This is a genomic window from Stenotrophomonas sp. PI_27 (assembly GCF_027854495.1).
Classification (GTDB): domain Bacteria; phylum Pseudomonadota; class Gammaproteobacteria; order Xanthomonadales; family Xanthomonadaceae; genus Stenotrophomonas; species Stenotrophomonas pavanii.
Genome location: NZ_JAJNOF010000002.1, coordinates 1 through 23,911, shown reverse-complemented (window position 1 = coordinate 23,911; position 23,911 = coordinate 1). Strand labels below are relative to the sequence as shown.

The window sequence follows — 23,911 nt, the reverse complement described above, 5'->3', positions numbered from 1 at the left end:
TCCACGCCGTGCGTGGATGGTCGCGCGCCCGCGCATCCGTGCCGACCGACGGCCGGCACCCACCGGAGCTGGGCGCACCAGAGTCAGGCCACACCGGGCCGGCATCTGCCAGCGCAGATCGTCAGCGCACCAGCACCGCTTCGCCGCTGGCGTCGGTGCGCATCGGCGCCGGGCGCTGCTGGCGCAGCCACTGCGCCAGATCGCGCGGGCTGAGCGGGCGCGAGTACAGGTAGCCCTGGATCTCGTCGCAGCCCTGGCGGCGCAGCATGTCTTCTTCCTGGTGGGTTTCCACGCCTTCGGCCACCACCTTCATGCCCAGCGCGTGGCCCAGGTGGACGATGGCCTGGGTGACTTCCGCCGTGCCCGAGTCATGCAGCATCCCTTGCACGAAACTGCGGTCGATCTTCAGGCGCCCCACCGGGAAGCGATTGAGGTAATTGAGGTTGGAGAAGCCGGTGCCGAAGTCGTCCACCGCCAGCGGCACGCCGTGCCGCTCCAGCACGTCGAAGCAGTGGCGCAGGATGTCGGTGTCACGGATCAGCGCCGACTCGGTCAGCTCCAGTTCCAGCCGTTGCGGCGGCCAGCCATGGGCATGGCAGATCTCGATCACGCGCTCGGCGAAGCCGCGATCCCGCAGCTGCACCGCCGACACATTGACCGCGATGCGATCAAAGTGCAGTCCGGCACGATCCCACGCGGTTGCCTGGCGGCAGGCCTCGTTCAGCACCCAGTCGCCGATGCGCACGATCTCGCCGCACTTTTCGGCAATGGGAATGAACTCGGCCGGGCTGCAGTAGCCGATGCCGGGTCGGTGCCAGCGCAACAGTGCCTCGATCGCCGGTGGCTCGCCGTGGTGGGCGTGCAGCAGCGGCTGGTAGGCCAGGCTGAACTCGTCGCGCTCGATCGCCCCATGCAGGGCATGCTCGACGTCCAGCCGACGCTGGATGCGGGCCAGCGCGTCCTGGCTGTAGTACTGGTAGGTATTGCGCCCGGCTTCCTTGGCCGCATACATCGCGGCGTCGGCCGCGCGCAGCAGTGAGTCGAAATCGGTCTGCGCATCGCCCAGCATGGCGATGCCGACACTGGCGCCGACCTTCAACGTGGTCTCGCCACGGCGCAGCGGCTCGGCCAACGAGGCGATCAGCTTGCGCGCCACGTGACCGGCGTCCTCCGGCTCGGCCAGGTCACGCAGCACCACGATGAATTCGTCGCCACTGAAGCGGCCGAACAGGTCGTTGTTGCGCAGGTTCTGGTGCAGCCGGGTGGCGGCGGCCTTCAGCAGCGCATCGCCGGTGGCGTGGCCGAAGCTGTCGTTGATGGTCTTGAAGCCGTCCAGGTCGATGAACAGCATCGCCAGCGAGGTACCGCGATCGCGCGCTTCCTCGATGGCCTCGGCAGTCTGCTCGCCGAGCAGCACGCGATTGGGCAGGCCGGTCAGCAGATCGTAGTGGGCCAGCAGTTCGATGCGCTCGTTGGCTTCGCGTTCGCGGGTGATGTCACGGAACAGGACGACGAACCGCGGCGGCAGGCCGTCACGACGGTCCAGTTCGATCAGCACCTGCACCCAGACGCGCAGGCCGGACTGGCGGTAGAAGCACAGGTCCAGCTGCTCGGGCAGGCCGCCGTTGGCGATACGGGCGAGCGCCGCCTCGAACGCGTTGCGCGAGTCCTCGGTGTACAGCGCCAGCGCCTGGTCGAGGGTGATCGGTTCCTTGCGCAGGCCATGGATGCGGTAGCACTCCTCGGTCCATTGCATGCTGCGGGTCTGCACTTCGATCTCGCAGCCGCCGATGCGGCCCAGCGCGGAAACCCGGTTCAGCAGTTCGGTGCGCCAGCGGATCAACGCATCGGTCTGGTGCTGTTCGGTGATGTTCTGTACCTGGCCGAGCAGGCGCTTGGGTTGCCCATCCATGTCCAGCAGCGGCTGCATCCATAGCCTTAGGTGCTGCGAAGGCTCGTGGCCGCGGGTCAGCTCCAGCTCGAGGTTGGCAGCCCGGCCATCGCGCCACAACCGCCGCCATGCCGCGCGCAGCGCGCCGCGGGAGCGTGGATGCAGCTGCTTCAGCCAACGCCGCTGGCCCGGAACGGCGCCCTGCTCCAGGGCCAGCAGCGAACGCAGTTCCGGCGACCACCAGAAATGCCCGCTGTTGGGATCAAACGACCAGCTGCCCATGCTGGCGATGCGCTGGGCCTCGCTCAGGTGCAGCTGCTGTTCCTGCAGCAGCGATTCGAGCTGCTTCTGCTGCTCGATATCGGTGTGCGTGCCGACCATGCGCAGGGGCTGGCCATCGGCGGTGCGAGCGACCACGCGGCCGCGATCGAGCACCCAACGCCACTGGCCATCGGCCTGGCGGAAACGGAACTGTGCGCTGTACTGCTCGCTGTGCCCGCGCAGGTGCTCGTCGAGCGCGGCACGCACCTGCACGATGTCCTCGCCGTGCACGCGTGCCAGCATGCCGGTCGCAGCATCCTCGCCGAGCGCGGGCGTGCGTGTGACGCGGTCACCGGGAATGTCCCAGTCCCACAGGCTGTGGCCGGCACTGTCCAGCGCCAGCTCCCAGCGCCCGCCCCCGTCCACCGGCACCGGCTCGGGGATGCTCAGGGTGAAGGCCAGCAGGTTGCCGGCGCCGTCGTGCACCGCACGCAGGTGGCCGTCGTAGTGCCCACGCGGGCCGCCCGGCAGCGTGCAGGCAACGATGCCACCATCGGCGGCCATCAGGCGCAGATCTTCCAGCATCGGCGCATAGGCTGCCACGGTGGCCGGCAGGCCATGCTCGCGCGCGGCCGGATTGGCCGCCAGCGGGCGCCCGGCACGGTCGACGATGACCAGCGCCGACGCAAGCGGGTGCTGCAGCAGGCTGGCGATGATCCCTTGGTCCACGCGATCTTGCTCCGGATGACACGCCCGTCAGCGGGGCACGCAGTGGTTAACGGCGCCTGCGGCGGATAATTGAGTGGTCACGGCACGCTGCGGGGTAAGATGACCGGCGCCCCTGTCACCCGCCCCGCCCATGCCCGCAGACCCCACCGGCAACGCCCCTGTTCCCGACCCGCGGATGGCGCAGGCGCTGAGCCGTGACCGGCGGCGGGTGGTGCTGAGTTACCTGGTGATGGCGCTGGCCTGGATGATCTCCACCGACAGCGTGGTCCAGGCATTGGTGCCCGATCCGCAGCGGGCGGCGCTGTGGCAGGGCCTGAAGGGTTCGTTCTTCGCCCTGGCCAGCGCAGGCCTGCTGTATCTGCTGCTGCGGCCGCTGGCCGAACACGTGCTGCACACCCATGCCCGCCAGCAGGCCTCGGAGCTGCGCCTGCGCCAGATGTTCGAGGGCAACCCGGGCCCGATCCTGGTCTATGACCTGGACACGCTGGCGATCCTCGATGCCAATCCCGCCGCCTGCAGCGCGTTCGGCTGGGACCGTGACGAACTGCTGGAGCAGACCATCGATGCGCTGTGGCCACCGGGCCAGGACCAGGCGCTGCAGACCAAGCTGGAGGCGATCCGCGAGGCGCCCGAGGCGTTGTGCATCCTGCGCGCGCAGCTGCAGCTGCGCGATGGCTCGCTGCGGCACATGGAACTGCGCTCCAACGCCATCAGCTACGACGGCCACAACGCCCGCCTGCTGATCGCCATCGACCGCACTGCCGAGGACCTGGCCCAGCTGCGTCGCGACCAGGCGCTGGCACGGGTGGAGGAAGCCCACGAACTGGCCCGCATCGGCGCCTGGGAACTGGACCCGTCCACCGGGCTGGGCCGCTATTCCAACCAGGTCTATCGCCTGCTCGGCCGGCGCCCGCCCGAGGCCCGGCGCTGGCACCGCTTCGACGAGCTGCTGGTCCCGGCCGACCCGGCCACCGCCACCCAGACCGAACAGCTGCTGGCCGAGCTGTGCTGCGGCGAACCGGTGCAGGTGGACGTGCTGCTGCCGCTGCTGTCGATGGACGGGCGCGCGCTGATGGTGCACCTGCGCGCGGCCAGTGGCATCGATGAAGCCGGTCGCAGCCGCGTGCTGGGCACGCTGCAGGACGTGACCGAGCGCGAGCAGTCGCGGCGCCTGCTGCGCGAGCGCGAGGAGCAGTTCCGCGAACTGGTGCGGGTGCTGCCCGACGGCGTGGTGATCCTGTCCGACGAACATGTGCTGTACGCCAATGCCTGGGCCGCCGGCCTGTTCGGCTATGGCAGCCATACCCTGCTGGGCGAGCCATTGTCGGCACTGGTTGCTGCCGCAGACCTGCCGCGGGTGCGCAGCCAGCTGCGCGCCGGCCAGCCCCACCTGGGGCCGGGCCACAGCAGCGTGGTGGCGATGCAGCGTGCCGACGGCCGCAGCTTCCACGCTGGCCTGGCGGTGGGCGAAGTGCGCTACGGCGGCCGCGACTGCAAGCTGCTGATCGTGCGCGACCTGAGCGATTCCGAACGCACGCGCAGCGCGCTGGAAACCAGCAACCGCGAACTGCAGGCGATGGCCGGGCGGCTGTTCTCGCTGCAGGAGGACGAGCGGCGCGCGATCTCGCGCGACCTGCACGATGACATCGGCCAGGCCATCACCGCGATCAAGCTGTCCGCGCACGCGGCGCAGGACGAGGATGATCCGCAGCGTCGCGGCGAGGATCTGGCGCAAATCGTCAGCCTGGCCGACACCACCGTGGCCAAGCTGCGCGACATCTCGACCCTGCTGCGTCCACCGCAACTGGATGCACTGGGCCTGGAGGCGGCGCTGAGCTGGCAGGCGCGGGTGCTGTTCCGCTCTTCGCCGGTGGAGCTGCTGGCCGAGATCGAACCGCTGCCGCATCGCCCGGACAACAGCATCGAACAGGCCTGCTTCCGCATTGCCCAGGAAAGCCTGACCAACGCGCTGCGCCATGCGCGCGCCAGCCAGGTCCTGCTGCAGCTGCGCGATGTCGGCCAGCGCGGCCTGCACCTGCAGATCCGCGACGATGGCGAGGGCTTCGATCCGGATGGCCCGCGCGGCCTCGGCCTGATCGTGATGCGCGAGCGCGCGCAGAGCGTCGGCGGCCACGTGCGGATCGAGTCCGCGCATGGCGAAGGCACCCTGGTCGACGTCCATCTTCCCTACCAGGCGGCCTGCATGGCCGCCGTCGATTCACCGGAATACTGAGCCTATGTGGAATTCCAACCTGCCCCCGGTCAGCATCGATGATGCTCCCGACCGCCTTGGCGCCGGCAACCCCGAGCTGCAGGCGATGGTTGCCGAGGCGGCCTCCGGCGGCATCGCGCTGATGCTGATGCACGTGGACATCGACCACTTCGCATCGGTCAACGAGAACATGAGCGCCGAAGTGGGCGACCAGGCGCTGGTGCTGGTGGCCCAGCGCCTGCAGTCCTACCTGCGTGGGCGCGGCAAGCTGTGGCGGCATGGCAGCGACGAGTTCCTGATCGCGGTGCCACGCACCGACGACGTGCCGCTGCCGGAGGATTTCGCCGAGGAGATCCGCCAGCAGATGGAACTGCCGCTGTCGGTGCTGCCGTACACGCTGTTCATGACCGGCAAGCTGGGCGTGAGCCTGTGCCCGGAACATGCCAGCAGCGCCTCGCGCCTGCTCGACCATGCCGAGGATGCGCTGTACCAGGCCGCCCGCGAAGGCGGCAATGCCGTGCGCATCCATGCGGTGGATACCCCGCCGAGCGCGCACAGCGAGAGCATCATCGCGCGCCAGATCGTCGACGCCATTCCCAATGGCGAATTGAAGCTGCGCTACCAGCCGCTGGTGAGCGCCCGCGACGGCCACGTGGTCGGCATGGAGGCGCTGCTGCGCTGGCAGTCGCCGACCCTGGGCATGCTGGTGCCGGAGCGGTTCATGCGCACCGCCGAGCGCCTGGGCATCATCGTGCAGATCGGCACCTGGGTGCTGGAAGGCGCGCTGAAGCAGGCCCGGCTGTGGCGCGACCAGGGCTTTGATGACTTCACCATCGCAGTGAACGTGTCCACGTTGCAGCTGCTGCGGCCCAACTTCTTCGCCGAGGTGATGTCCCTGCTGCAGGCCGCTGGCGTGCCGGCACACATGCTGACGCTGGAGATCAACGAAAGTGCACTGACCAACAACGTCAATTTCGTCCATGAGACGCTGGCCAACCTGCGCAACGAAGGCATCAGCCTGAGCCTGGACAACTTCGGTACCGGCGACTCCAGCCTGAGCGCGCTGGTGCGCTACCCGGTGGACAAGCTGAAGATCGACCGCAGCTTCATCAAGAGCGCGCCGGCGGGTAACCGCGAGGCGGCCATTGCCCGCGCGATCATCGCGATGGGCCACCAGCTGGGCATGACGGTGATCGCCAACGGCGTGGAATCGCAGGCCCAGCTGGGCTTCCTGCGCCGCAACGACTGCGACGTGTTCCAGGGCTACCTGTTCGGCGAGCCGATGTCGGCCGATGCCGCTGGCATGACCCTGCGCCGCCGCTACCTGCGCCCGGAAGCCTTCGCCGAAACACGCCCGGACCGGACGCTGCTGCTGCTGGATGACGAGGAAAACGTGCTGCGCTCGCTGGTGCGCCTGTTCCGCCGCGACGGCTACCGCATCCTGGCGGCGGGCAACGTGCGTGATGCGTTCGACCTGCTGGCGATCAATGACGTGCAGGTGATCCTGTCCGACCAGCGCATGAGCGACATGAGCGGCACCGAGTTCCTGGGCCGGGTGAAGATGCTGTACCCGGATACGATCCGCTTGGTGCTGTCGGGCTACACCGATCTGAACACGGTGACCGATGCGATCAACCGCGGCGCGATCTATCGCTTCCTGACCAAGCCGTGGAACGACGACGAGTTGCGCAAGCACATCCACCAGGCGTTCCGCACGTACGAGGAGCAGCGCCGCAGCAATGCCGGGCCGGTGCAGGTGGAAAGCGGAGACGTCGGTGAGGATCGCCCGCCGCGGTGACGATTCCGCCGGGTAGAGCCGGCCGCTGGCCGGCTGCTCTGGGATGTCCGGTTCAATGAGGTTGCCGGCCAGCCGATTGGCCTCGGTAGAGCCGGCCGCTGGCCGGCTGCGCTGGGTGTCCGGTTCCCATGAGGTTGCCGGCCAGCGGCCGGCACGACCGATTGGCCCGGGTAGAGCCGGCCGCTGGCCGGCTGCTCTGGGCATCCGGTTCAATGAGGTTGCCGGCCAGCGGCCGGCACCACCGATTGACCCCGGTAGAGCCGGCCGCTGGCCGGCTGCTCTGGGATGTCCGGTTCGATGAGGTTGCCGGCCAGCGGCCGGCACTACCGATTGACCCCGGTAGAGCCGGCCGCTGGCCGGCTGCTCTGGGTGCCCGGTTCCAATGGAGTTGCCGGCCAGCGGCCGGCACTACCGATTGGCCCGGGTAGAGCCGGCCGCTGGCCGGCTGCTCTGGGTGTCCGGTTCGATGAGGTTGCCGGCCAGCGGCCGGCACTACCGATTGGCCCGGGTAGAGCCGGCTGCTGGCCGGCTGCTCTGGGTGTCCGGTTCGATGAGGTTGCCGGCCAGCGGCCGGCACTACCGATTGGTCCTGGTAGAGCCTGCCGCTGGCCGGCTGCTCTGGGTGTCCGGTTCGATGAGGTTGCCGGCCAGCGGCCGGCACGACCGGAAGCGGTCAGCGCGGCTGCTTGATCGGCAGCACCACGCGGAAGCGCGAACCCACGCCCGGGGTGCTGTCCAGGTCGATGCGGCCATGGTGCTTGTTGATGATGCTGTAGGAGATCGACAGGCCCAGGCCCGTGCCACTGCCCACCGGCTTGGTGGTGAAGAACGGATCGAAGATGCGCTGGCGCAGTTCCGGCGAGATGCCACCGCCGGTATCTTCGAACTCGACCCACACGTGATCGCCCTCGACGCCGGTGCGCACCGTGATCGTGCCGCGTTCGGCAATGGCATGGCCGGCGTTGAGCAGCAGGTTCATGTAGACCTGGTTCAACTCCGACGGCAGGCACTCCACCAGCGGCAGCTGCCCGAACTCGCGCACCAGGGTGACCTTATACTTGAGTTCGTTCCAGATGATGTTGATGGTCGACTCGAGGCCGGCGTGCAGGTCGACCAGCTTCCACGACTCGTCGCGGCCAGAGTACGAGAAGTCCTTAAGGTCACGCACGATGCGTGTCACCCGCTCGATGCCCTCACGGGATTCGGCCATCAGCTGCGGCAGATCGCGGCTGATGAAATCGATGTCCAGGCGGTCGCGGATATCGTCGATCTCCGGGATCAGCGCCTTCGGGTCCGGCGCGCGCAGGGCGCGCTCGTAGGCTTCGATCACGGTGAACAGGCTGCGCAGGTATTCCTGCAGGCTGCCCAGGTTGGAGTGCACGTAACCGATCGGGTTGTTGATCTCGTGCGCGACGCCGGCCGCCAGCTGGCCGATCGATGCCATCTTCTCCGACTGCAGCAGCTTCTCCTGGGTGCCATTGAGGCGCAGGTAGGCCTGGCGCAGCTCGGCGTGGCGCTGCTGCAGTTCACGTTCGTAATCTTCCTGGCCCTCGATGTGGCGGAACAGGGCCAGGAAATGCCCTTCGCCGACCGGGCCGTGGTGGTACAGGTGGGCAATGACCACGCCTTCGCCCAGCGGCAGGCTGCCATTCCAGTGGCCATGCTGGCGTGCATGTTCCAGCGCATCGGGGGGCAGCAGTTCGCGCAGGCGCTGCGGCGGCGGCAGGCCACCGTGCTCGCCACTGGCCAGCAGGTTCTGCGCGGCCGGGTTGGCCAGGGCCACCTGCCCATCTTCAGTGAACAGCAGCAGGCCCTCGCGCAGGCGCTCAAGCAGGGCCTGCAGCACCGGCTGCGGCGGGAGGGGGGCGGTAACCAGGGCGTTGGCAGCGGACACGGCGACTCGGGCGTTCGAACAGGCGCCCAATATACGCGGTCACGCAGCGGGGTTCAGCCCGCAGGGAAGCAGTGTGGAATCGCCGTCGCGTCAGGCAACGGCGAGCGGCCGGCCGATGCTGACCGTGTGCGACTGGCCCTTGGCGTCGTAGGCCGAGGCGTCTTCGGTGCGGCCGAGCTGGCGCAGTGCCCAGTTCACTTCGCGGCGGCGGCGCGCCAGCAGCACGCCGTTGGCGCGGTTGCGCTCGGCCAGCTCCTGCAGCTGTTCGCCCTCGCCCGCTGGCGGCGCGCCTTCCAGCGCACGCAGCGCTTCCAGCTTGGCACCGGTGGCACGGATCAGGGCGTGCACGTCGTGCTCGACCAGGGCCTGGCGCTCAACGTCCAGGGCCTGGGCGAGGCGCTGCAGCGGCTCGCTCATCGCCGCAGTCATCCGCGCAGCTGCTGGTCCAGATCGAGCATGCGCGATGCGATCGCGTCCGGATTGATCTTGTAGGTGCCGTTCTGCAGCGACTCGCGCACGGCCGCCACGCGCTGGGCGTCGATCGCCGGGGCGGTGGTCAGCTCACGCTCGATCGCCTGCAGGTTGGTGGCCTCGCCGGTCAGGCGCAGGCTGTCGGCCGCCTCGACCGGGCGTGCCGCCGCATCGGTGCTGACACCGGGCTTGGTGGCCGGGGTCGTCACGCTGCGCAGGGCCTGGGGGACCTGCAGGTTGCCGTCGATTTTCTGGCTCATGGGGTGTCCTGGAGTTGCCGTTCACAAGGGATAACGGCCGCAGGGCCGTGATCTTTAGGGATATTTTGCGGTAAATCAACGCGCCACGATTACGTCACCTGCGGCGTCGACCGTGCCCTGCACGATCCGCCGCGAGGACAGGTTCTCCACCGAGACCCGCTCGTTCTCACCGGCATCACCCATCGCGCGGCCGGCAATGCGGACCTCGACCGAGCCGCGACGCGAAACCAGGGCCACATTGTCTCCTCGCTTGATGAGACGCTGGACCACCAGATCGTTGTTCGACAGCAGGGCTCCGGCCTGCAACGGACGGCGGGCAATGCGGCCGATCGCAGCATTCGGATCGGACAGCACCGCACCGGCAATCCGGGCAGCGTCACGCTGGGCAGTAGTGATATCGGCGGCCGTGAGGGTTTCTCCAGTGCCGATTCCGCGGTTGAGCACCAGCACGGTCTGGTTGCGCCGCACCTTCACCGGCACGAACAGCCGCCAGCCGCCGGCATCGGGGCAACTGACCTCCACCGTGGTGTTGGCGGTGGGCTGCACCTGTAACGCCCCGCCACATTTCGGCAGCCGCAGCGCATCGGCCACCTGGGCCTCGCCTTCGCTGCCGGCGGGCAGCGTCGACAGCGCCGCAGTGCGGATGCTGGCCACCGGCTGCCAGTCGGTGGCGCACGCCCACGGCGCGGCCAGGGCGAGCGCGATGGCGAGCAGAGATGTGACCCGGCGCATGGCGCCTCCTGTCGATGGGATCTGGCCCAGCAGCGTGCAAGGGGTGTGCCAGAGCGCCGGGGCCCGTTGATCGGATCCGGGATGGGGATGCGACCGGATGGGTAGAGTCGACTGCCAGTCGACTTTCGCGCGAAGCGCGGGGTTTCCCGTGATCGGATCGAAGCGCAGTCGACTGACAGTCGACTCTACAAACGCGGTGCGGGCCGCGCGGGCGGCAGAACGCCCTCAAGTTCCGCCACTGCCACGCCGATACAGCAGCCATGTCCCATGACCTGCTCAACCGGATCGACCAGCGGACCCGACTGGCCGGCCACAACCGCCTGGCGCTGCTGCTGTTCCGTCTCGGCGGACGTCAGCTTTTTGGCGTCAATGTCTTCAAGGTGCAGGAAGTCCTGCGGCGCCCGGAACTGTTCCAGGTGCCCGGGCTGCCCAGCCAGTTCGCCGGCGTGGCCGACGTGCGTGGCCGCTCGGTGCCGGTGCTGGACCTGGGCCTGGCCATCGGCCACCCCGAACGCGAGCCCGATGCGGATACCTCGCCGGGCTACCTGGTGGTCACCGAGTTCAACCGCTCGATCCAGGGCTTCCTGGTCAGCGGCGTCGAGCGCATCGTCAACATCGCGGTGGAGGACATCCACCCGCCGCCGGAACTTGGCGCCGAATCCAGCTACCTGACCGCCGTGACGCGCTTCCAGGGCGAACTGATCCAGGTGATCGACGTGGAAAGCGTGCTGGCCGACATCGCCCAGGTGCGCGGCGAAGCGGTGCTCGACCCGGCGATGGCCATGCCGTCCGACGGGCCGCAGCTGCAGGTACTGGTGGTGGACGACTCGCGCGTGGCCCGCCAGCAGATCCGCAGCGTGCTGGACCAGCTGGGCGTGGGCGCCACCCTGCTCTCCGACGGCAAGCAGGCACTGGACCACCTGCTGCAGGTGCACGCCTCCGGCGAGAACCCGGCCGAGCGCTACGCCATGGTCATCTCCGACATCGAGATGCCGGCCATGGACGGCTATACGCTGACGACGGAAATCCGGCGCCACCCGGGCCTGGCCGGCCTGTACGTGCTGCTGCACACCTCGCTGTCGGGCGTATTCAACAACGCCATGGTCGAGCGCGTCGGCGCCAACGCGTTCGTCGCCAAGTACTCGCCGCACGAGCTGGCCGATTTCGTGCTGGACCGCCTGCGCAAGGTGGCGATGGCGGCCTGACAGCCACTGATCCGGTAGTGCCGGCCGCTGGCCGGCAACCGCAGATCCATCGGGGAGCCGGCCAGCGGCCGGCACTAACCCCTCGAATTTGGCACACCCCTTGCAGCTTCCCGGGCAACGTTCCCGTGGGAGTGCACCGTGCGCAACCTGATTTCCGACTACCTGGGCGTCCACGCCCAGGCCATGCCGTTGCGCGAACAGCGGATGAAGCTGATCGCCAGCAACCTCGGCAATGCCGATACGCCCGGCTACAAGGCCCAGGACCTGGACTTCGATGCCGCCCTGCGCCACGCCCAGGGGCAGGATGCCAACGGCCTGATGGCCACCACCCATGAGCAGCACTACGAGATCAGTAGTGGCCTGAACCCGTTCCAGATCGCGCGCGAAGGCGTGCAGCCCAGCCTGGACGGCAACACCGTCGATCCGGATGCCGAGCGTGCCGCCTATGGCCGCGCCGCTCTTGAGTACCGCGCCTCGCTCAGCTTCGTCGAGAGCAAGGTGCGTTCCATGCTGACCGCGATCACGGGGCAATAAGCCATGAGCAACCTGCCGATCTTCGATATCGCCGGTTCCGCGCTGCAGGCGCAGTCGGTGCGCATGAGCACCATCGCCTCCAACCTCTCCAACGCCGACACCGTCGCCGGTTCCGCCGACGCCGTGTACAAGCCGCTGGAACCGATCTTCCAGGCCGTCACCAGCAAGGACGATCCGAACATCACCTCGGTGAAGGTGAAGGAGATCACCCAGAGCGAAGCCGCGCCGATCAAGCGCTACGAGCCGGGCCACCCGCTGGCCGACGCCGACGGCTACATCTACCAGCCCGACGTCGATCCGGTCGCACAGATGGTCAACCTGATCTCGACCTCGCGCAACTACCAGGCCGGCGTGGAGATGTTGACCACCGCCAAGGAACTGGCCCTGGCCACCTTGACCATGGGCCGTTGAGGCCCGCCGCACCGGATACCGCCATGACCACCGCCGTCAACAACCAGACCAGCCAGGACGTGTACTCCGCGCTGGGCCTGAACGCCCCCAACAGCAACGCCACGAAAAAGAAGAACACGCTCGACCAGGCCGATTTCCTGCGCCTGATGACCGAGCAGCTGCAGCACCAGGATCCGCTGAAGCCGATGGACAACACGCAGATGGTCGCGCAGATGGCGCAGATGTCCACCGTGCAGGGCATCACCGATCTGAACAAGACGGTCAAGGGCTTCCAGGAATCGATGGCCAGTGACCAGGTGCTGCGCGGTGCCGCGCTGGTCGGCCACCAGGTGCTGGTCCCGTCGGAAAAGCTGGTGCTGGAGAAGGAAGGCAGCGTCGAAGGCACGGTGGCAGCGCCGTCGGCCGGCATCATCACCGTGGACATCACCGATGCCAACGGCGCCAAGGTCACCTCGCTGAGCGTGGAAGCCACGGCCGCCGGCGAAACCGCCTTCCAGTGGGACGGCAAGGACGCCAACGGCAAGCGCATGGAGCCGGGCAAGTACTCCATCGTCGCCAACCATGTCGATACCGCCGGCAAGAGCACCAAGCTGTCCACCTACGTGCAGGCGCCGGTGGAGAGCGTGACCGTCGGTTCCGACGGCCTGTACCTGAACCTCAAGGGCCTGGGCACGGCCCCGATCGACTACGTGCTCCGCGTCAGCTGAGCCGCATATCCCGCATCAACCAGGAGCATCCCATGGGCTTCAATGTCTCGCTGTCCGGCATCAATGCCGCCAACACCGACCTGAGCGTCACCGCCAACAACGTCGCCAACGTCAACACCACCGGCTTCAAGCAGTCGCGCGCCGAGTTCGCCGATCTGTTCGCCTCCACCAGCTATGGCCTGTCGAAGAACCAGACCGGCTCGGGCGTGCGCGTCTCCAACGTCGCCCAGCAGTTCATCCAGGGCCACAACGAGCAGACCGGGCGCAGCCTGGACATGGCCATCTCCGGTGAGGGCTTCTTCACCATGAACATGAACGGTTCGCGTGTGTACTCGCGTGCCGGCAACTTCCAGACCGATTCGGCCGGCTACGTGGTCAACCCGCAGGGCGCGCGCCTGCAGGTGTTCGCGCCGAATGCCGATGGCACCAACTTCGATGCCGGTCGCCTGGTCGACCTGCAGCTGCTGACCACCGACAGCCCGCCGAAGCAGACCAGCGAAGTGAAGGTCGGCTTCACCCTGCCGGCCAATGCCAAGCAGCCGACCGTGGCGACTTTCGACCCGGCCGATTCCAACAGCTACAACCATTCCAGCGGTGGCATCACCGTGTATGACTCGCTGGGCGTGAGCCACATCCAGGTCTCGTACTTCGTCAAGGGTGCCAACCCCAACGAATGGACCGTGCACAACTACGTCGATGGCCAGCCCGCCGGCACCCCGACTGCGGTCACCTTCGACAACAGCGGCAAGCTGACCGTGCCGGCCAACGGCAAGGTCAGCCTCGGCACCTTCACCCCCACCACCGGCGCCGGCCAGCTGAACATGACGCTGGACATCAGCGGCTCGACCCAGTACGGCGAGAAGTTCGCGCTGCGCAACACCCAGCAGGACGGCTACGCCGCCGGCAAGCTCAATGAAATCACCGTCTCCGAATCCGGCGTGGTCTACGCCCGCTATTCCAACGGCGACGACAAGCCGCTGGGCCAGGTCGCGCTGACCACGTTCAACAACACGCAGGGCCTGGAATCGAAGGGCAACAACCTGTGGGTGGAGACCTTCGAATCGGGCACGCCGCGCACCGGCATGCCGGACACCTCCAACCTCGGCAAGATCCAGGCCGGCTCGCTGGAAGCGTCCACCGTCGACCTCACCGAGCAGCTGGTCAACATGATCACCGCGCAGCGCAACTTCCAGGCCAACGCGCAGATGATCACCACCCAGGACCAGATCACCCAGACCGTCATCAACATCCGTTGATGAGCTGCTGACCCTGTCACGGAACTCCCCGCATGGATAAAGCCCTTTACGTGGCGATGACCGGTGCCCGCGCCTCCCTGCAGGCGCAGGGAACGCTCAGCCACAACCTCGCCAACTCGGACACCCCCGGCTTCAAGGAAGCGCTGGCCAACACCGAAGCCTTCCCGATCCGCGGCCCGGGCTTTGCCTCGCGGGTGGATGCGCTGCACGTCGACGCCGGCTTCAACCGCCGGCCCGGCGCGCAGCACATCACCGGCAAGCCGTTGGACCTCGCGCTGCAGAGCGGCACCTGGCTGGCCGTGCAGGCCAGCGACGGCAGCGAAGCGTACACGCGCGGCGCAGCCTTGTCGGTGACGCCGAACGGCCAGCTGGTGACCTCCGGCGGCCGCACGGTGCTGGATGACAACAACAACCCGATCGCCATTCCGCCCTTCCAGGCGATGGAGATCGGCGGCGACGGCACGATCTCGATCATCCCGCAGGGCGAAGGCCCGCAGACGATGGCGCAGATCGGCCGGATCAAGGTGGTGCAGGCCCCGGACGAGCGCCTGGAGCGCGGCCTGGATGGCCTGTTCCGCAGCACCGATCCGCGCCAGCCGTTCGCCCCGGCGCAGGGCACGGCCGTGCACAGCGGCCAGCTGGAAGGCAGCAACGTCGATGCCGCCGGTGCGCTGGTGCAGATGATCCAGCTGCAGCGCCAGTACGAAATGCAGGTGCAGGTGATCAAGCACGGCGACGACAACGCGCGCAGTGCCAACAGCCTGCTGCGCCTGGGCAGCTGACGGATTTCCGGCGCCGCCCGGGCGCGGCGCTGGCACACCGCTTGCACACCCGTTACCAGGGGCCGCATCGCGCGGCCGGCTTCACCCAGACAGGACACCGAAGATGAACCAGGCATTGTGGATCGCGAAAACCGGACTGGATGCGCAGCAGATGCGCATGTCGGTGGTTTCCAACAACCTCGCCAACACCAACACCACCGGCTTCAAGCAGGACCGTGCCAGCTTCGAGGACCTGCTGTACCAGCAGGTACGCCAGCCCGGCGGTTCGTCGTCGGCGCAGACCCAGCTGCCGACCGGCCTGCAGCTGGGTACCGGTGTGCGCGTGGTCGCCACCGCCAAGAATTTCGAACAGGGTGGCCAGCAGCAGACCGGCCGCGCGCTGGACGTGATGGTCAACGGCCGCGGCTTCTTCGAAGTGCAGATGCCCGACGGCAGCTCGGCCTATACCCGCGATGGCTCGTTCAAGATCAACCAGGACAGCGAACTGGTCACCAACAGCGGCTACCCGGTGCAGCCGGGCATCCAGATTCCTGAAGGTGCGCAGTCGGTCACCATCGGCAGCGACGGCACCATCAGCGTGAAGATGGCCGACAACGCGGCGTCGGTGGAAGTGGGCGCGCTGACCCTGACCGACTTCGTCAATCCGGCCGGCCTGCAGGCGCGTGGCGAGAACCTGTTCCTGGAAACCACGGCTTCGGGCCCGGCGCAGAACGGCAACCCCGGCCTGAACGGCCTCGGCACCGTGGTGCAGGGCGCGCTGGAAGGCAGCAACGTCAACGTGGTCGAAGAGCTGGTGTCGATGATCGAAACCCAGCGCGCCTACGAAATGAACGCCAAGGCGATCTCCACCACCGACTCGATGCTCGGCTACCTCAACAACAAGATCTGACCGGCCCAACCGGGAAACCGCCATGTCGCCCATTTCCAACTTCGCCCGCACTGCCCTCGCCTGCGCCGTGGTCGCCCTGCTCGGTGGCTGCGTGATCGCGGGCGACGTGCGCCCCTACCCGGCGATGGCTCCGATCCAGCCGATCATGCCGCCGCAGGCCGCGCCGACCGCCGGCGCGATCTACGCCGCCGGTCCCACCCTGCAGCTGTACTCGGACCGCCGCGCACGTGATGTCGGCGACCTGCTGACCATCACCCTGCTGGAAAACACCACCGCGCAGACCAGTGCCAACACCGCCACCAACAAGGAATCGAACCTGAGCCTGGGCACGCCGTCCATCCTCGGCGCGCCGGTCACCCTGGGCGGCAAGGACATCCTCAGCGCCACCGCAGCAGGCAAGCGCGATTTCACCGGCAAGGGCAACAGCGCGCAGAGCAACCGCCTGCAGGGCAGCGTCACCGTCACGGTGATCCAGCGCCTGCCCAACGGCAACCTGGTGGTGCAGGGGCAGAAGAACCTGCGGCTGAACCAGGGTGATGAACTGGTGCAGGTGCAGGGCATCGTGCGCCCGGGCGACATCAGCCAGGACAACACCATTCCTTCCAGCCGCGTGGCCGAAGCCCGCATCGTCTACGGCGGCCGCGGCCCGGTCGCGCAGTCCAACGCGATGGGCTGGCTGAGCCGCTTCTTCAATTCCGGCCTGACGCCGTTCTGAGTATGGCCATGAAACTCTTCTCCTCTTCTTCCTGGCAGCGTCGCGTGGCGTCGTTCGTCGCGCTGATGCTGCTGGTCGTGGCTGCCCCGGCCAGCGCCGAACGCATCAAGGACCTGGCCCAGGTCGGCGGCGTGCGTGGCAATGCCCTGGTGGGCTACGGCCTGGTGGTCGGCCTGGATGGCAGTGGCGACCGCACCAGCCAGGCGCCCTTTACCGTGCAGAGCCTGAAGAACCTGCTCGGCGAACTGGGCGTGAACGTGCCGCCGAACGTCAACCCGCAGCTGAAGAATGTGGCGGCGGTGGCGATCCATGCCGAGCTGCCGCCCTTCGCCAAGCCGGGCCAGCCGATCGACATCACCGTGTCCTCGATCGGCAACGCGGTGTCGCTGCGCGGCGGCTCGCTGCTGATGGCCCCGCTGCGCGGTGCCGATGGCCAGATCTATGCGATCGCGCAGGGCAACCTGATCGTCGGCGGCTTCGGTGCGCAGGGCAAGGATGGTTCGCGGGTTTCGGTGAACGTACCGAGCGTGGGCCGCATTCCCAACGGCGCCACGGTCGAGCGTGCCCTGCCCGATCCGCTGGCCAACGGCGGTGACATCACCCTGAACCTGCACAACAACGATTTCACTACCGTCTCGCGCATGGTCGCCGCGCTCAACAATGCGTTCGGCGAAGGCGCCGCGCGGGCGATCGATGGCGTGACGGTCGCGGTCACTGCGCCGACCGATCCGGGCGCGCGCATCGGGCTGCTGGCGCGCATCGAGAACCTGGAACTGACCCCGGGCAGCGCGCCGGCCAAGGTCGTGGTCAATTCGCGCACGGGCACGGTGGTCATCGGCCAGCAGGTACGGGTCGGCCCTGCTGCCATCTCGCATGGTTCGCTGACGGTGACGATCCAGGAAAACACCAACGTCAGCCAGCCCAATGCCCTGTCCGGCGGCCGCACCGTCGCCAGCCCGCAGTCGACCATCACCGCCACCAATGACGGCAGCCGCATGTTCAAGTTCAGCGGCGGCACCACCCTGGACGAGATCGTGCACGCGGTGAACGCCGTGGGTGCGGCGCCGGGTGACCTGATCGCGATCCTGGAAGCCCTGAAGCAGGCCGGCGCACTGAGTGCCGAGCTCGAGGTGATCTGACATGCGCATCAATCCCGCATTCGACCTGCACCCGGCGCAGCAGAACGATCCGGCGAAGATCGACAAGGTCGCACGCCAGCTGGAAGGCCAGTTCGCGCAGATGCTGGTCAAGAGCATGCGCGATGCCAGCTTCGGCGACTCGCTGTTTCCCGGCGAGAACAAGATGTTCCGCGACATGTACGACCAGAAGATCGCCGAGGCGATGACCCGCGGCAAGGGCCTGGGGCTGTCGGGCATGATCAGCCGGCAGCTGTCCGGCCAGGCCGCCGACGGCCCGGCGCTGGATACCCGCGTGGATCCGGCCAAGGCCAGCCGCGCCTACCAGCTCAACGCGCCGGACAAGCCGGCACCGTCGCTGCCGCTGGAAGATGGCAGCCAGGCCGTGCGCATGCTGCAGCAGATGGCGGCCGGCGCACAGCACGGTGCCCAGGCCGCGCTGGCACCGATGGAGCAGGCGCTGGACCTGATCGCCGGCCGCGAAAGCAGCACCCTGCACCGCTCGCTCGGCACCGAGGATCCGTACATGGGCAGCCTCCAGGGCGAGGACTGGTCCGCCAACAACGACCAGTGGTCGGCCACGGCCAGCAACCGCGGCACCGCCGTCAGCCCGGCCGACGCGCTGGCCACCCGGACCGCCGTCGCCCAGCTCGGCGAGCACACGCCGGAGGGTTTCGTCGCCAGCATCTGGCAGCACGCGCAGAGCGCAGCCCGGGAACTGGGCGTGGATGCCCGGGCGCTGGTGGCGCAGGCAGCGCTGGAAACCGGTTGGGGCAAGCGCCACATCCGCCAGTCCGATGGCAGCACCTCGCACAATCTGTTCGGCATCAAGGCCACCGGCTGGAGCGGCCAGCGCGTTGAAGCCGGCACCCACGAATACGTGGATGGCGTGCGCCGCAACGAAACCGCCAGCTTCCGCGCCTACAGCTCGCCCGCCGAGAGCTTTGCCGACTATGTGCGCCTGCTGAAGACCAGCCCACGCTACCAGCAGGCCCTGCAGGCCGGCACCGATGTGCAGGGCTTCGCCCGTGGCCTGCAGCGCGCCGGCTATGCCACCGACCCGCGCTATGCAGCCAAGATCGCCGCGATTGCCGGTGGCCCGACCATCGAGCGTGCCGTAGCGGCCGTGACCGACGCCGGTTCGCGCCTTGGCCAGACCTTCGCCAGCACCGCGACCGCGGCGCTGGGTATCACCCGTCGTTGAGGAACCCCATGTCCAGCGTACTTTCCACCGGTACCGGTGCCCTGCTCGCCTTCCAGCGTGCGTTGGCGACCACCAGCCACAACGTGGCCAACCTCAATACGCCCGGCTACAGCCGGCAGAAGGTCAACTTCGCCACCGCCGACCCGCAGAACTACGGCTATGGCACGGTCGGCAACGGCACCCGGATCACCGACATCCGCCGCACCGCCGACCAGCTGGCGATCTCGCGACTGCTCGACAGCAGCGGTGAACTGGCGCGCCTGAAACAGCTTTCGGGCATGGCCGACCGGGTCAACGCGCTGTTCTCCGATGCGGCCACGAATGTCTCTGGCGTCTGGTCGAACTTCTTCGATTCGGTCAGTGGCCTGTCGTCGAACGCGGCCGGCACCGCCGACCGCCAGAACATGCTCGACGGTGGCAAAGCCCTGGCCAACCGCTTCGTGCAGCTCAACACGCACCTGAACAACCTCAACAGCGAGGTCAACAACGGCCTGCTGGCCGGTGCCACCGAGGTCAACCGCCTGGCGCAGGAGATCGCCCAGATCAACGGCGCCATCGGCACCAACGTCGCCACCGCGGCGCCCGACCTGCTCGACCGCCGCGACCAGCTGATCACCCAGCTGATCGGCTACACCGGTGGCACGGCGGTGATCCAGGACGGCGGCATCATGAATGTCTACACCGCCGGCGGCAACGCACTGGTGGTGGGTACCACGGCGACCAAGGTCACCACCGTGGCCGACCCGTACCAGCCCGAGCGCCTGCAGTTGGCGCTGGAGACCCAGGGCAACACCATCCGCCTCGACCCGAAGGCAGTCGGCGGCCAGATCGGCGGCCTGCTGGAGTTCCGCGACACCGTGCTGACCCCGGCGCAGGCCGAACTGGGCAAGCTGGCGGTGGGCCTGGCCGAGAGCTTCAACCAGGTGCACCACCAGGGCGTGGACCTGTATGGCCAGATGGGTGGGGACTTCTTCAACATCGGCAACCCGCGCGTCACCGCCAACAACAGCAACAGCGGCACCGGCACCCTGACCGCAACCTATGGCGACCTGGGCAAGCTGGACGCGCAGAACGTGGTGCTGCAGTTCGATGGCACCACCTGGAAGGCCAGCCGTGCCGACACCGGTGCCAGCATCCCGCTGACCGGCACCGGCACCGCCGGCGATCCGCTGGTGATCAACGGCGTGCAGCTGGTGGTCGGCGGCACGCCGGCGGCCAACGACCGCTTCCTGCTGCAGCCGACCGCGGGGGTGGCCGGCAGCCTGGAAATGGCGATCACCGATCCGTCGCGCATCGCCGCCGCCGCCGCCGTCAAGGGTGCAGCGGCCACCGCCAACACCGGCACCGGCAAGCTGAGCGGTGTAACCGTCACCGATTCGACCCACGCGAACCTGCGCAATCCGGCAGCGATCGTGTTCACCTCGGCCACCACCTACACCATCGACGGTGGCCCGCCGCAGACCTATACGCCAGGCCAGACCATCAGTGCCAACGGCTGGAGCTTCGTGCTGGACGGTGCGCCGAAGGTGGGCGACACGTTCAACATCACCCCCACCCCGGCCGGCTCGTCGGACAACAGCAACGCGTCGAAGCTGGCCAAGGTGGAAAGCGCAAAGGCCTTCAACGCCGGAACGGTGACACTCAATGGTGCGCTGGGGGGCCTGACCACCCAGGTCGGCGCCGCCGCCCGCTCGGCCGAGTACTCGCTCGACGCGCAGCTGGTGATCAATGACAAAGCGCAGGAAGCCCGCGACGAAGTCTCCGGCGTGAACCTGGACGAGGAAGCGGCGGACATGCTGCGCCTGCAGCAGGCCTACCAGGCCGCCTCGCAGCTGATCTCGACCGCCGACAGCATGTTCCAGACCATCCTGGGAGCCGTCCGCCGATGAGCAGCCGTATTTCCACCAGCATGATGTTCAACCAGTCGGTGTCGCTGATGATGGCCAAGCAGGCCAAGCTCAGCCACCTGGAGCAGCAGATCGCCACCGGCAGCAAGATCGTCAGCGCCAAGGACGATCCGGTGGCTGCAGGCACTGCGGTCGGCCTCGACCGCAGCCTGGCCGCACTGGACCGCATGAAGCTCAATGCCGGCAACGTGCAGAACCGCCTGGGCGTGCAGGAAAACACCCTGGCGCAGGTCAACGAGCTGATGGCGCGCGTCAACGATCTGACCATCCAGGCCAGCAACCCGGCGCTGAGCGCGGCGGACAAGAAGACGCTGATCACCGAGGTCAACCAGATCCGCGACGGCCTGCTGTCGCTGGCCAACGCCGATGATGGCACCGGCCGCTACGTGTTCGGTGGCACCAACGACGGTGACCCGCCCTTTGCCAAGATCAACGGCAAGGTGGTCTACCGTGGCGACCAGACGCAGCGGCAGGTCGAAGTCGGTCCGGACACCTACGTGAAGGACGCGCTGCCCGGCAGCGAGATCTTCATGCGCATTCCCACCGGCGATGGCTTCGTCGACGGCAGCGCCGCGGCCGGCAACACCGGCAACGGCGTGCTGACCAACATCACCCGCGACGGCAGCGACAGCTGGAACGGCCAGGGCTTCAGCGTGCGCTTCACCACCGGCACCCAGTACGAGGTGGTGGACGGTGCGGGCAATGTGACCGGCACCGGCACCTACAAGGCCGGCGACGACCTGGAAGTGAACGGTGTGCGCCTGCGCATCACCGGCGCGCCGGCAGCCGGCGACAGCTTCAACGTGCAGGCGGCCAGCAGCCGCGACATCTTCTCGACCATGGACAACCTGGTGGCCGCGCTGGGCGCCGACACTGGCACCCCTGCACAGATGGCCGCGCAGCAGAACCAGTTGCAGAGCGCACTGCGCGACGTGGCGCGTGCCTCCGAGCGGATGATCGATTCGCGCGCTGCGGGCGGCGCGCAGCTGAAGGCGCTGGACAATGCCGCTGACATGCGCGAGGCCAATGGCGTGACCCTGAAAACCACGCTGTCGCAGATGCGCGACCTGGATTACGCCGATGCGCTGAGCCAGTACCAGCTGCAGAGCACCGCGTTGCAGGCGGCACAGACGATCTTCTCGCAGATGCAGTCGATGTCGCTGTTCAACAAGCTGCGCTGACGCCCCGCCCGCGTCAGTCCCGAAAGGCCGCGATGCCCTGCATCGCGGCCTTTTTCGTTTGCGCGCCTGCCCGCCGCTGCGCGGCCACCTGGCCGTCGCCGGCCGATTTCCGTGATTCTCCATCAAGCCCGGCCCGACCCCGCCGATACCTTCATCAGCGCTGGTCAGGCCCTGCCCGACCGCCCCTCCCGCGGCCGCTTCCACCCTGGCATCAGGGCTGAAAACCCCGGGAAAACAGCTTCAGGCAACGAATTCTGGCTTCGACGGAATTCACGGCTAAAGGTTGTTGACAAAGCGCCGTTATTCATTTGGCAACGGCGAAGCACACAGCCACACAAAAAAACAGGCGGCGCTTCGTTCCATTCACCAACGGGTTCCATATAAGAGGAGACGACCCCATGGCACAGGTAATCAACACCAATACGATGTCGCTCAACGCTCAGCGCAACCTGAGCACCAGCGGCAGCTCGCTCGCTACCACCATCCAGCGCCTCTCGTCCGGCCTGCGCATCAACAGCGCGAAGGACGACGCGGCCGGCCTGGCCATCAGCGAGCGCTTCACCACCCAGATCCGTGGCCTGGACGTGGCCATCCGCAACGCCAACGACGGCATCTCGCTGGCCCAGGTCGCCGAAGGTTCGCTGAACGAAGTGGGCAACAACCTGCAGCGCATCCGCGAACTGGGCGTGCAGGCCTCCAACGCCACCAACTCGGCCAGCGACCGCAAGGCACTGCAGGCCGAAGTGACCCAGCTGGTCTCGGAAATCGACCGCGTCGCCAAGCAGGCCGACTTCAACGGTACCAAGCTGCTCGATGGCAGCTTCACCAGCCAGCTGTTCCAGGTGGGCGCCAACGCCGGCCAGGCCATCGCGATCAACAGCGTGGTCAATGCCAAGGCCGATTCGCTGGGCGCGGCCACCTTCGCCAACGGCTACACCGGCACCGCACTGGCGGTGGACAAGGCGACGGCCGACACCACCTACTCCGGCCTGCAGGTCTCGGTGACCCCGCCGGGCGGCACCGCCACCACGGTCACCATCAGCGACTTCACCGTGAAGGCCGGCGAGTCGATCACCTCGGCCACCGCTGCAGCGATCAACAACAAGCTGGGTGAAACCGGCGTGGTGGCCTCGGTCAATGCCGGCGTCATCAGCCTGGCCTCGGTCAAGGACGGCCAGACCTTCGCCCTGGGCGTCAGCGCGGCCACCCCGCCGGCCGGCGCCACCGCTGCGACCATCGCCGGCCTGGGCCTGACCGAAACCAGCACCAACGGCGGCACCCTGACCGGTGCAGCGGTCAGCTTCGTCAAGGACCTGAACGTCACCACCGCCGAAGGCGCCCAGAAGGCGATGTCGATCGTCGACAAGGCCCTGGAATCGGTCAACAGCGTCCGCGCCGACCTCGGCGCGATCCAGAACCGCTTCACCTCGGTGGTGGCCAACCTGCAGACCTCCTCGGAGAACCTGTCCGCATCGCGCAGCCGCATCCGCGATACCGACTTCGCCAAGGAAACCGCCGAACTGACCCGCACCCAGATCCTGCAGCAGGCCGGTACGGCCATGCTGGCCCAGGCCAACCAGGTACCGCAGAACGTGCTCAGCCTGTTGCAGCGCTGACATGAGCCGCCCCCGGGGCACGTCGGGGGCGTCTAACCCAACTCACGTGCAACCGCTCAAGGACCTCTCCTCATGGCACAAGTCATCAACACCAATACGATGTCGTTGAATGCTCAGCGT

Annotated in this window: 20 protein-coding genes; 15 read left to right on the top strand and 5 right to left on the bottom strand. The window is 67.7% G+C overall.

Features of this window, described 5'->3' with window-relative positions; genetic code table 11:
- Positions 1 to 121 precede the first annotated feature (121 nt).
- Positions 122 to 2,881 (bottom strand): GGDEF domain-containing phosphodiesterase, encoded by a 2,760-nt coding sequence (locus LRM18_RS02330; protein ID WP_064238495.1) that lies wholly within the window; start codon positions 2,879 to 2,881, stop codon positions 122 to 124.
- Between the two features lie 130 nt (positions 2,882 to 3,011).
- Here LRM18_RS02330 and LRM18_RS02325 point away from each other — a divergent pair, with 130 nt between their 5' ends.
- On the top strand, positions 3,012 to 5,114 hold the full coding sequence (locus LRM18_RS02325) for a PAS domain-containing sensor histidine kinase (RefSeq protein ID WP_053463205.1): 2,103 nt from the start codon (positions 3,012 to 3,014) through the stop codon (positions 5,112 to 5,114).
- Positions 5,115 to 5,118: 4 nt separating this feature from the next.
- The gene (locus LRM18_RS02320; protein WP_064238492.1) at positions 5,119 to 6,891 is read left to right on the top strand and encodes an EAL domain-containing protein; all 1,773 of its coding nucleotides are present in this window, start codon (positions 5,119 to 5,121) and stop codon (positions 6,889 to 6,891) included.
- A 673-nt stretch (positions 6,892 to 7,564) separates the two neighbouring features.
- On the opposite strand, the gene LRM18_RS02315 is transcribed toward LRM18_RS02320, so the two are convergent.
- The 4 genes from LRM18_RS02315 to flgA all read right to left on the bottom strand — a co-directional run bounded on the left by LRM18_RS02315 (position 7,565) and on the right by flgA (position 10,248).
- Positions 7,565 to 8,785 (bottom strand): ATP-binding protein, encoded by a 1,221-nt coding sequence (locus LRM18_RS02315; protein WP_049467822.1) that lies wholly within the window; start codon positions 8,783 to 8,785, stop codon positions 7,565 to 7,567.
- A gap of 90 nt (positions 8,786 to 8,875) precedes the next feature.
- Positions 8,876 to 9,214: a flagellar protein FlgN gene (locus LRM18_RS02310; RefSeq protein ID WP_270950558.1), complete on the bottom strand. Its 339-nt coding sequence runs from the start codon at positions 9,212 to 9,214 to the stop codon at positions 8,876 to 8,878.
- Positions 9,211 to 9,516, bottom strand: a complete 306-nt coding sequence (gene flgM / locus LRM18_RS02305; protein WP_049467771.1) for a flagellar biosynthesis anti-sigma factor FlgM — start codon at positions 9,514 to 9,516, stop codon at positions 9,211 to 9,213. Before flgM ends, LRM18_RS02310 begins: the two co-directional genes overlap by 4 nt.
- Before the next feature lie 75 nt (positions 9,517 to 9,591).
- Positions 9,592 to 10,248, bottom strand: a complete 657-nt coding sequence (gene flgA / locus LRM18_RS02300) for a flagellar basal body P-ring formation chaperone FlgA (RefSeq protein WP_154330543.1) — start codon at positions 10,246 to 10,248, stop codon at positions 9,592 to 9,594.
- A 260-nt stretch (positions 10,249 to 10,508) separates the two neighbouring features.
- Here flgA and LRM18_RS02295 point away from each other — a divergent pair, with 260 nt between their 5' ends.
- From LRM18_RS02295 to LRM18_RS02235, 13 genes are all read left to right on the top strand, one after another.
- Positions 10,509 to 11,453, top strand: a complete 945-nt coding sequence (locus LRM18_RS02295) for a chemotaxis protein (protein ID WP_049467776.1) — start codon at positions 10,509 to 10,511, stop codon at positions 11,451 to 11,453.
- A gap of 138 nt (positions 11,454 to 11,591) precedes the next feature.
- Complete coding sequence (gene flgB / locus LRM18_RS02290; RefSeq protein ID WP_049467779.1) at positions 11,592 to 11,987, top strand: flagellar basal body rod protein FlgB; 396 nt, start codon at positions 11,592 to 11,594, stop codon at positions 11,985 to 11,987.
- A gap of 3 nt (positions 11,988 to 11,990) precedes the next feature.
- Complete coding sequence (gene flgC / locus LRM18_RS02285) at positions 11,991 to 12,398, top strand: flagellar basal body rod protein FlgC (protein WP_049467783.1); 408 nt, start codon at positions 11,991 to 11,993, stop codon at positions 12,396 to 12,398.
- 23 nt (positions 12,399 to 12,421) lie between these two features.
- On the top strand, positions 12,422 to 13,105 hold the full coding sequence (locus LRM18_RS02280) for a flagellar hook capping FlgD N-terminal domain-containing protein (protein WP_049467786.1): 684 nt from the start codon (positions 12,422 to 12,424) through the stop codon (positions 13,103 to 13,105).
- A gap of 32 nt (positions 13,106 to 13,137) precedes the next feature.
- Positions 13,138 to 14,361 (top strand): flagellar hook protein FlgE, encoded by a 1,224-nt coding sequence (flgE, locus tag LRM18_RS02275; protein WP_049467789.1) that lies wholly within the window; start codon positions 13,138 to 13,140, stop codon positions 14,359 to 14,361.
- A 32-nt stretch (positions 14,362 to 14,393) separates the two neighbouring features.
- On the top strand, positions 14,394 to 15,143 hold the full coding sequence (locus LRM18_RS02270; protein ID WP_270950547.1) for a flagellar basal body rod protein FlgF: 750 nt from the start codon (positions 14,394 to 14,396) through the stop codon (positions 15,141 to 15,143).
- 103 nt (positions 15,144 to 15,246) lie between these two features.
- Entirely contained in the window at positions 15,247 to 16,032 is a 786-nt protein-coding gene (flgG, locus tag LRM18_RS02265) for a flagellar basal-body rod protein FlgG (protein ID WP_005416457.1), read from the top strand.
- Positions 16,033 to 16,054: 22 nt separating this feature from the next.
- The gene (gene flgH / locus LRM18_RS02260; RefSeq protein WP_049467794.1) at positions 16,055 to 16,747 is read left to right on the top strand and encodes a flagellar basal body L-ring protein FlgH; all 693 of its coding nucleotides are present in this window, start codon (positions 16,055 to 16,057) and stop codon (positions 16,745 to 16,747) included.
- Between the two features lie 2 nt (positions 16,748 to 16,749).
- Positions 16,750 to 17,886, top strand: a complete 1,137-nt coding sequence (locus LRM18_RS02255) for a flagellar basal body P-ring protein FlgI (RefSeq protein WP_053463209.1) — start codon at positions 16,750 to 16,752, stop codon at positions 17,884 to 17,886.
- 1 nt (position 17,887) lies between these two features.
- The gene (gene flgJ, locus LRM18_RS02250) at positions 17,888 to 19,087 is read left to right on the top strand and encodes a flagellar assembly peptidoglycan hydrolase FlgJ (protein WP_206632624.1); all 1,200 of its coding nucleotides are present in this window, start codon (positions 17,888 to 17,890) and stop codon (positions 19,085 to 19,087) included.
- Between the two features lie 8 nt (positions 19,088 to 19,095).
- Positions 19,096 to 20,976 carry a flagellar hook-associated protein FlgK gene (gene flgK / locus LRM18_RS02245; RefSeq protein ID WP_064238486.1) on the top strand — a complete coding sequence of 627 codons (1,881 nt, stop codon included), beginning with the start codon at positions 19,096 to 19,098 and terminating at the stop codon, positions 20,974 to 20,976.
- Positions 20,973 to 22,175 carry a flagellar hook-associated protein FlgL gene (flgL, locus tag LRM18_RS02240; protein WP_053463212.1) on the top strand — a complete coding sequence of 401 codons (1,203 nt, stop codon included), beginning with the start codon at positions 20,973 to 20,975 and terminating at the stop codon, positions 22,173 to 22,175. The genes flgK and flgL overlap by 4 nt, the downstream gene beginning before the upstream one ends.
- Before the next feature lie 398 nt (positions 22,176 to 22,573).
- The gene (locus LRM18_RS02235; RefSeq protein ID WP_053463213.1) at positions 22,574 to 23,791 is read left to right on the top strand and encodes a flagellin; all 1,218 of its coding nucleotides are present in this window, start codon (positions 22,574 to 22,576) and stop codon (positions 23,789 to 23,791) included.
- Positions 23,792 to 23,911 lie beyond the last annotated feature (120 nt).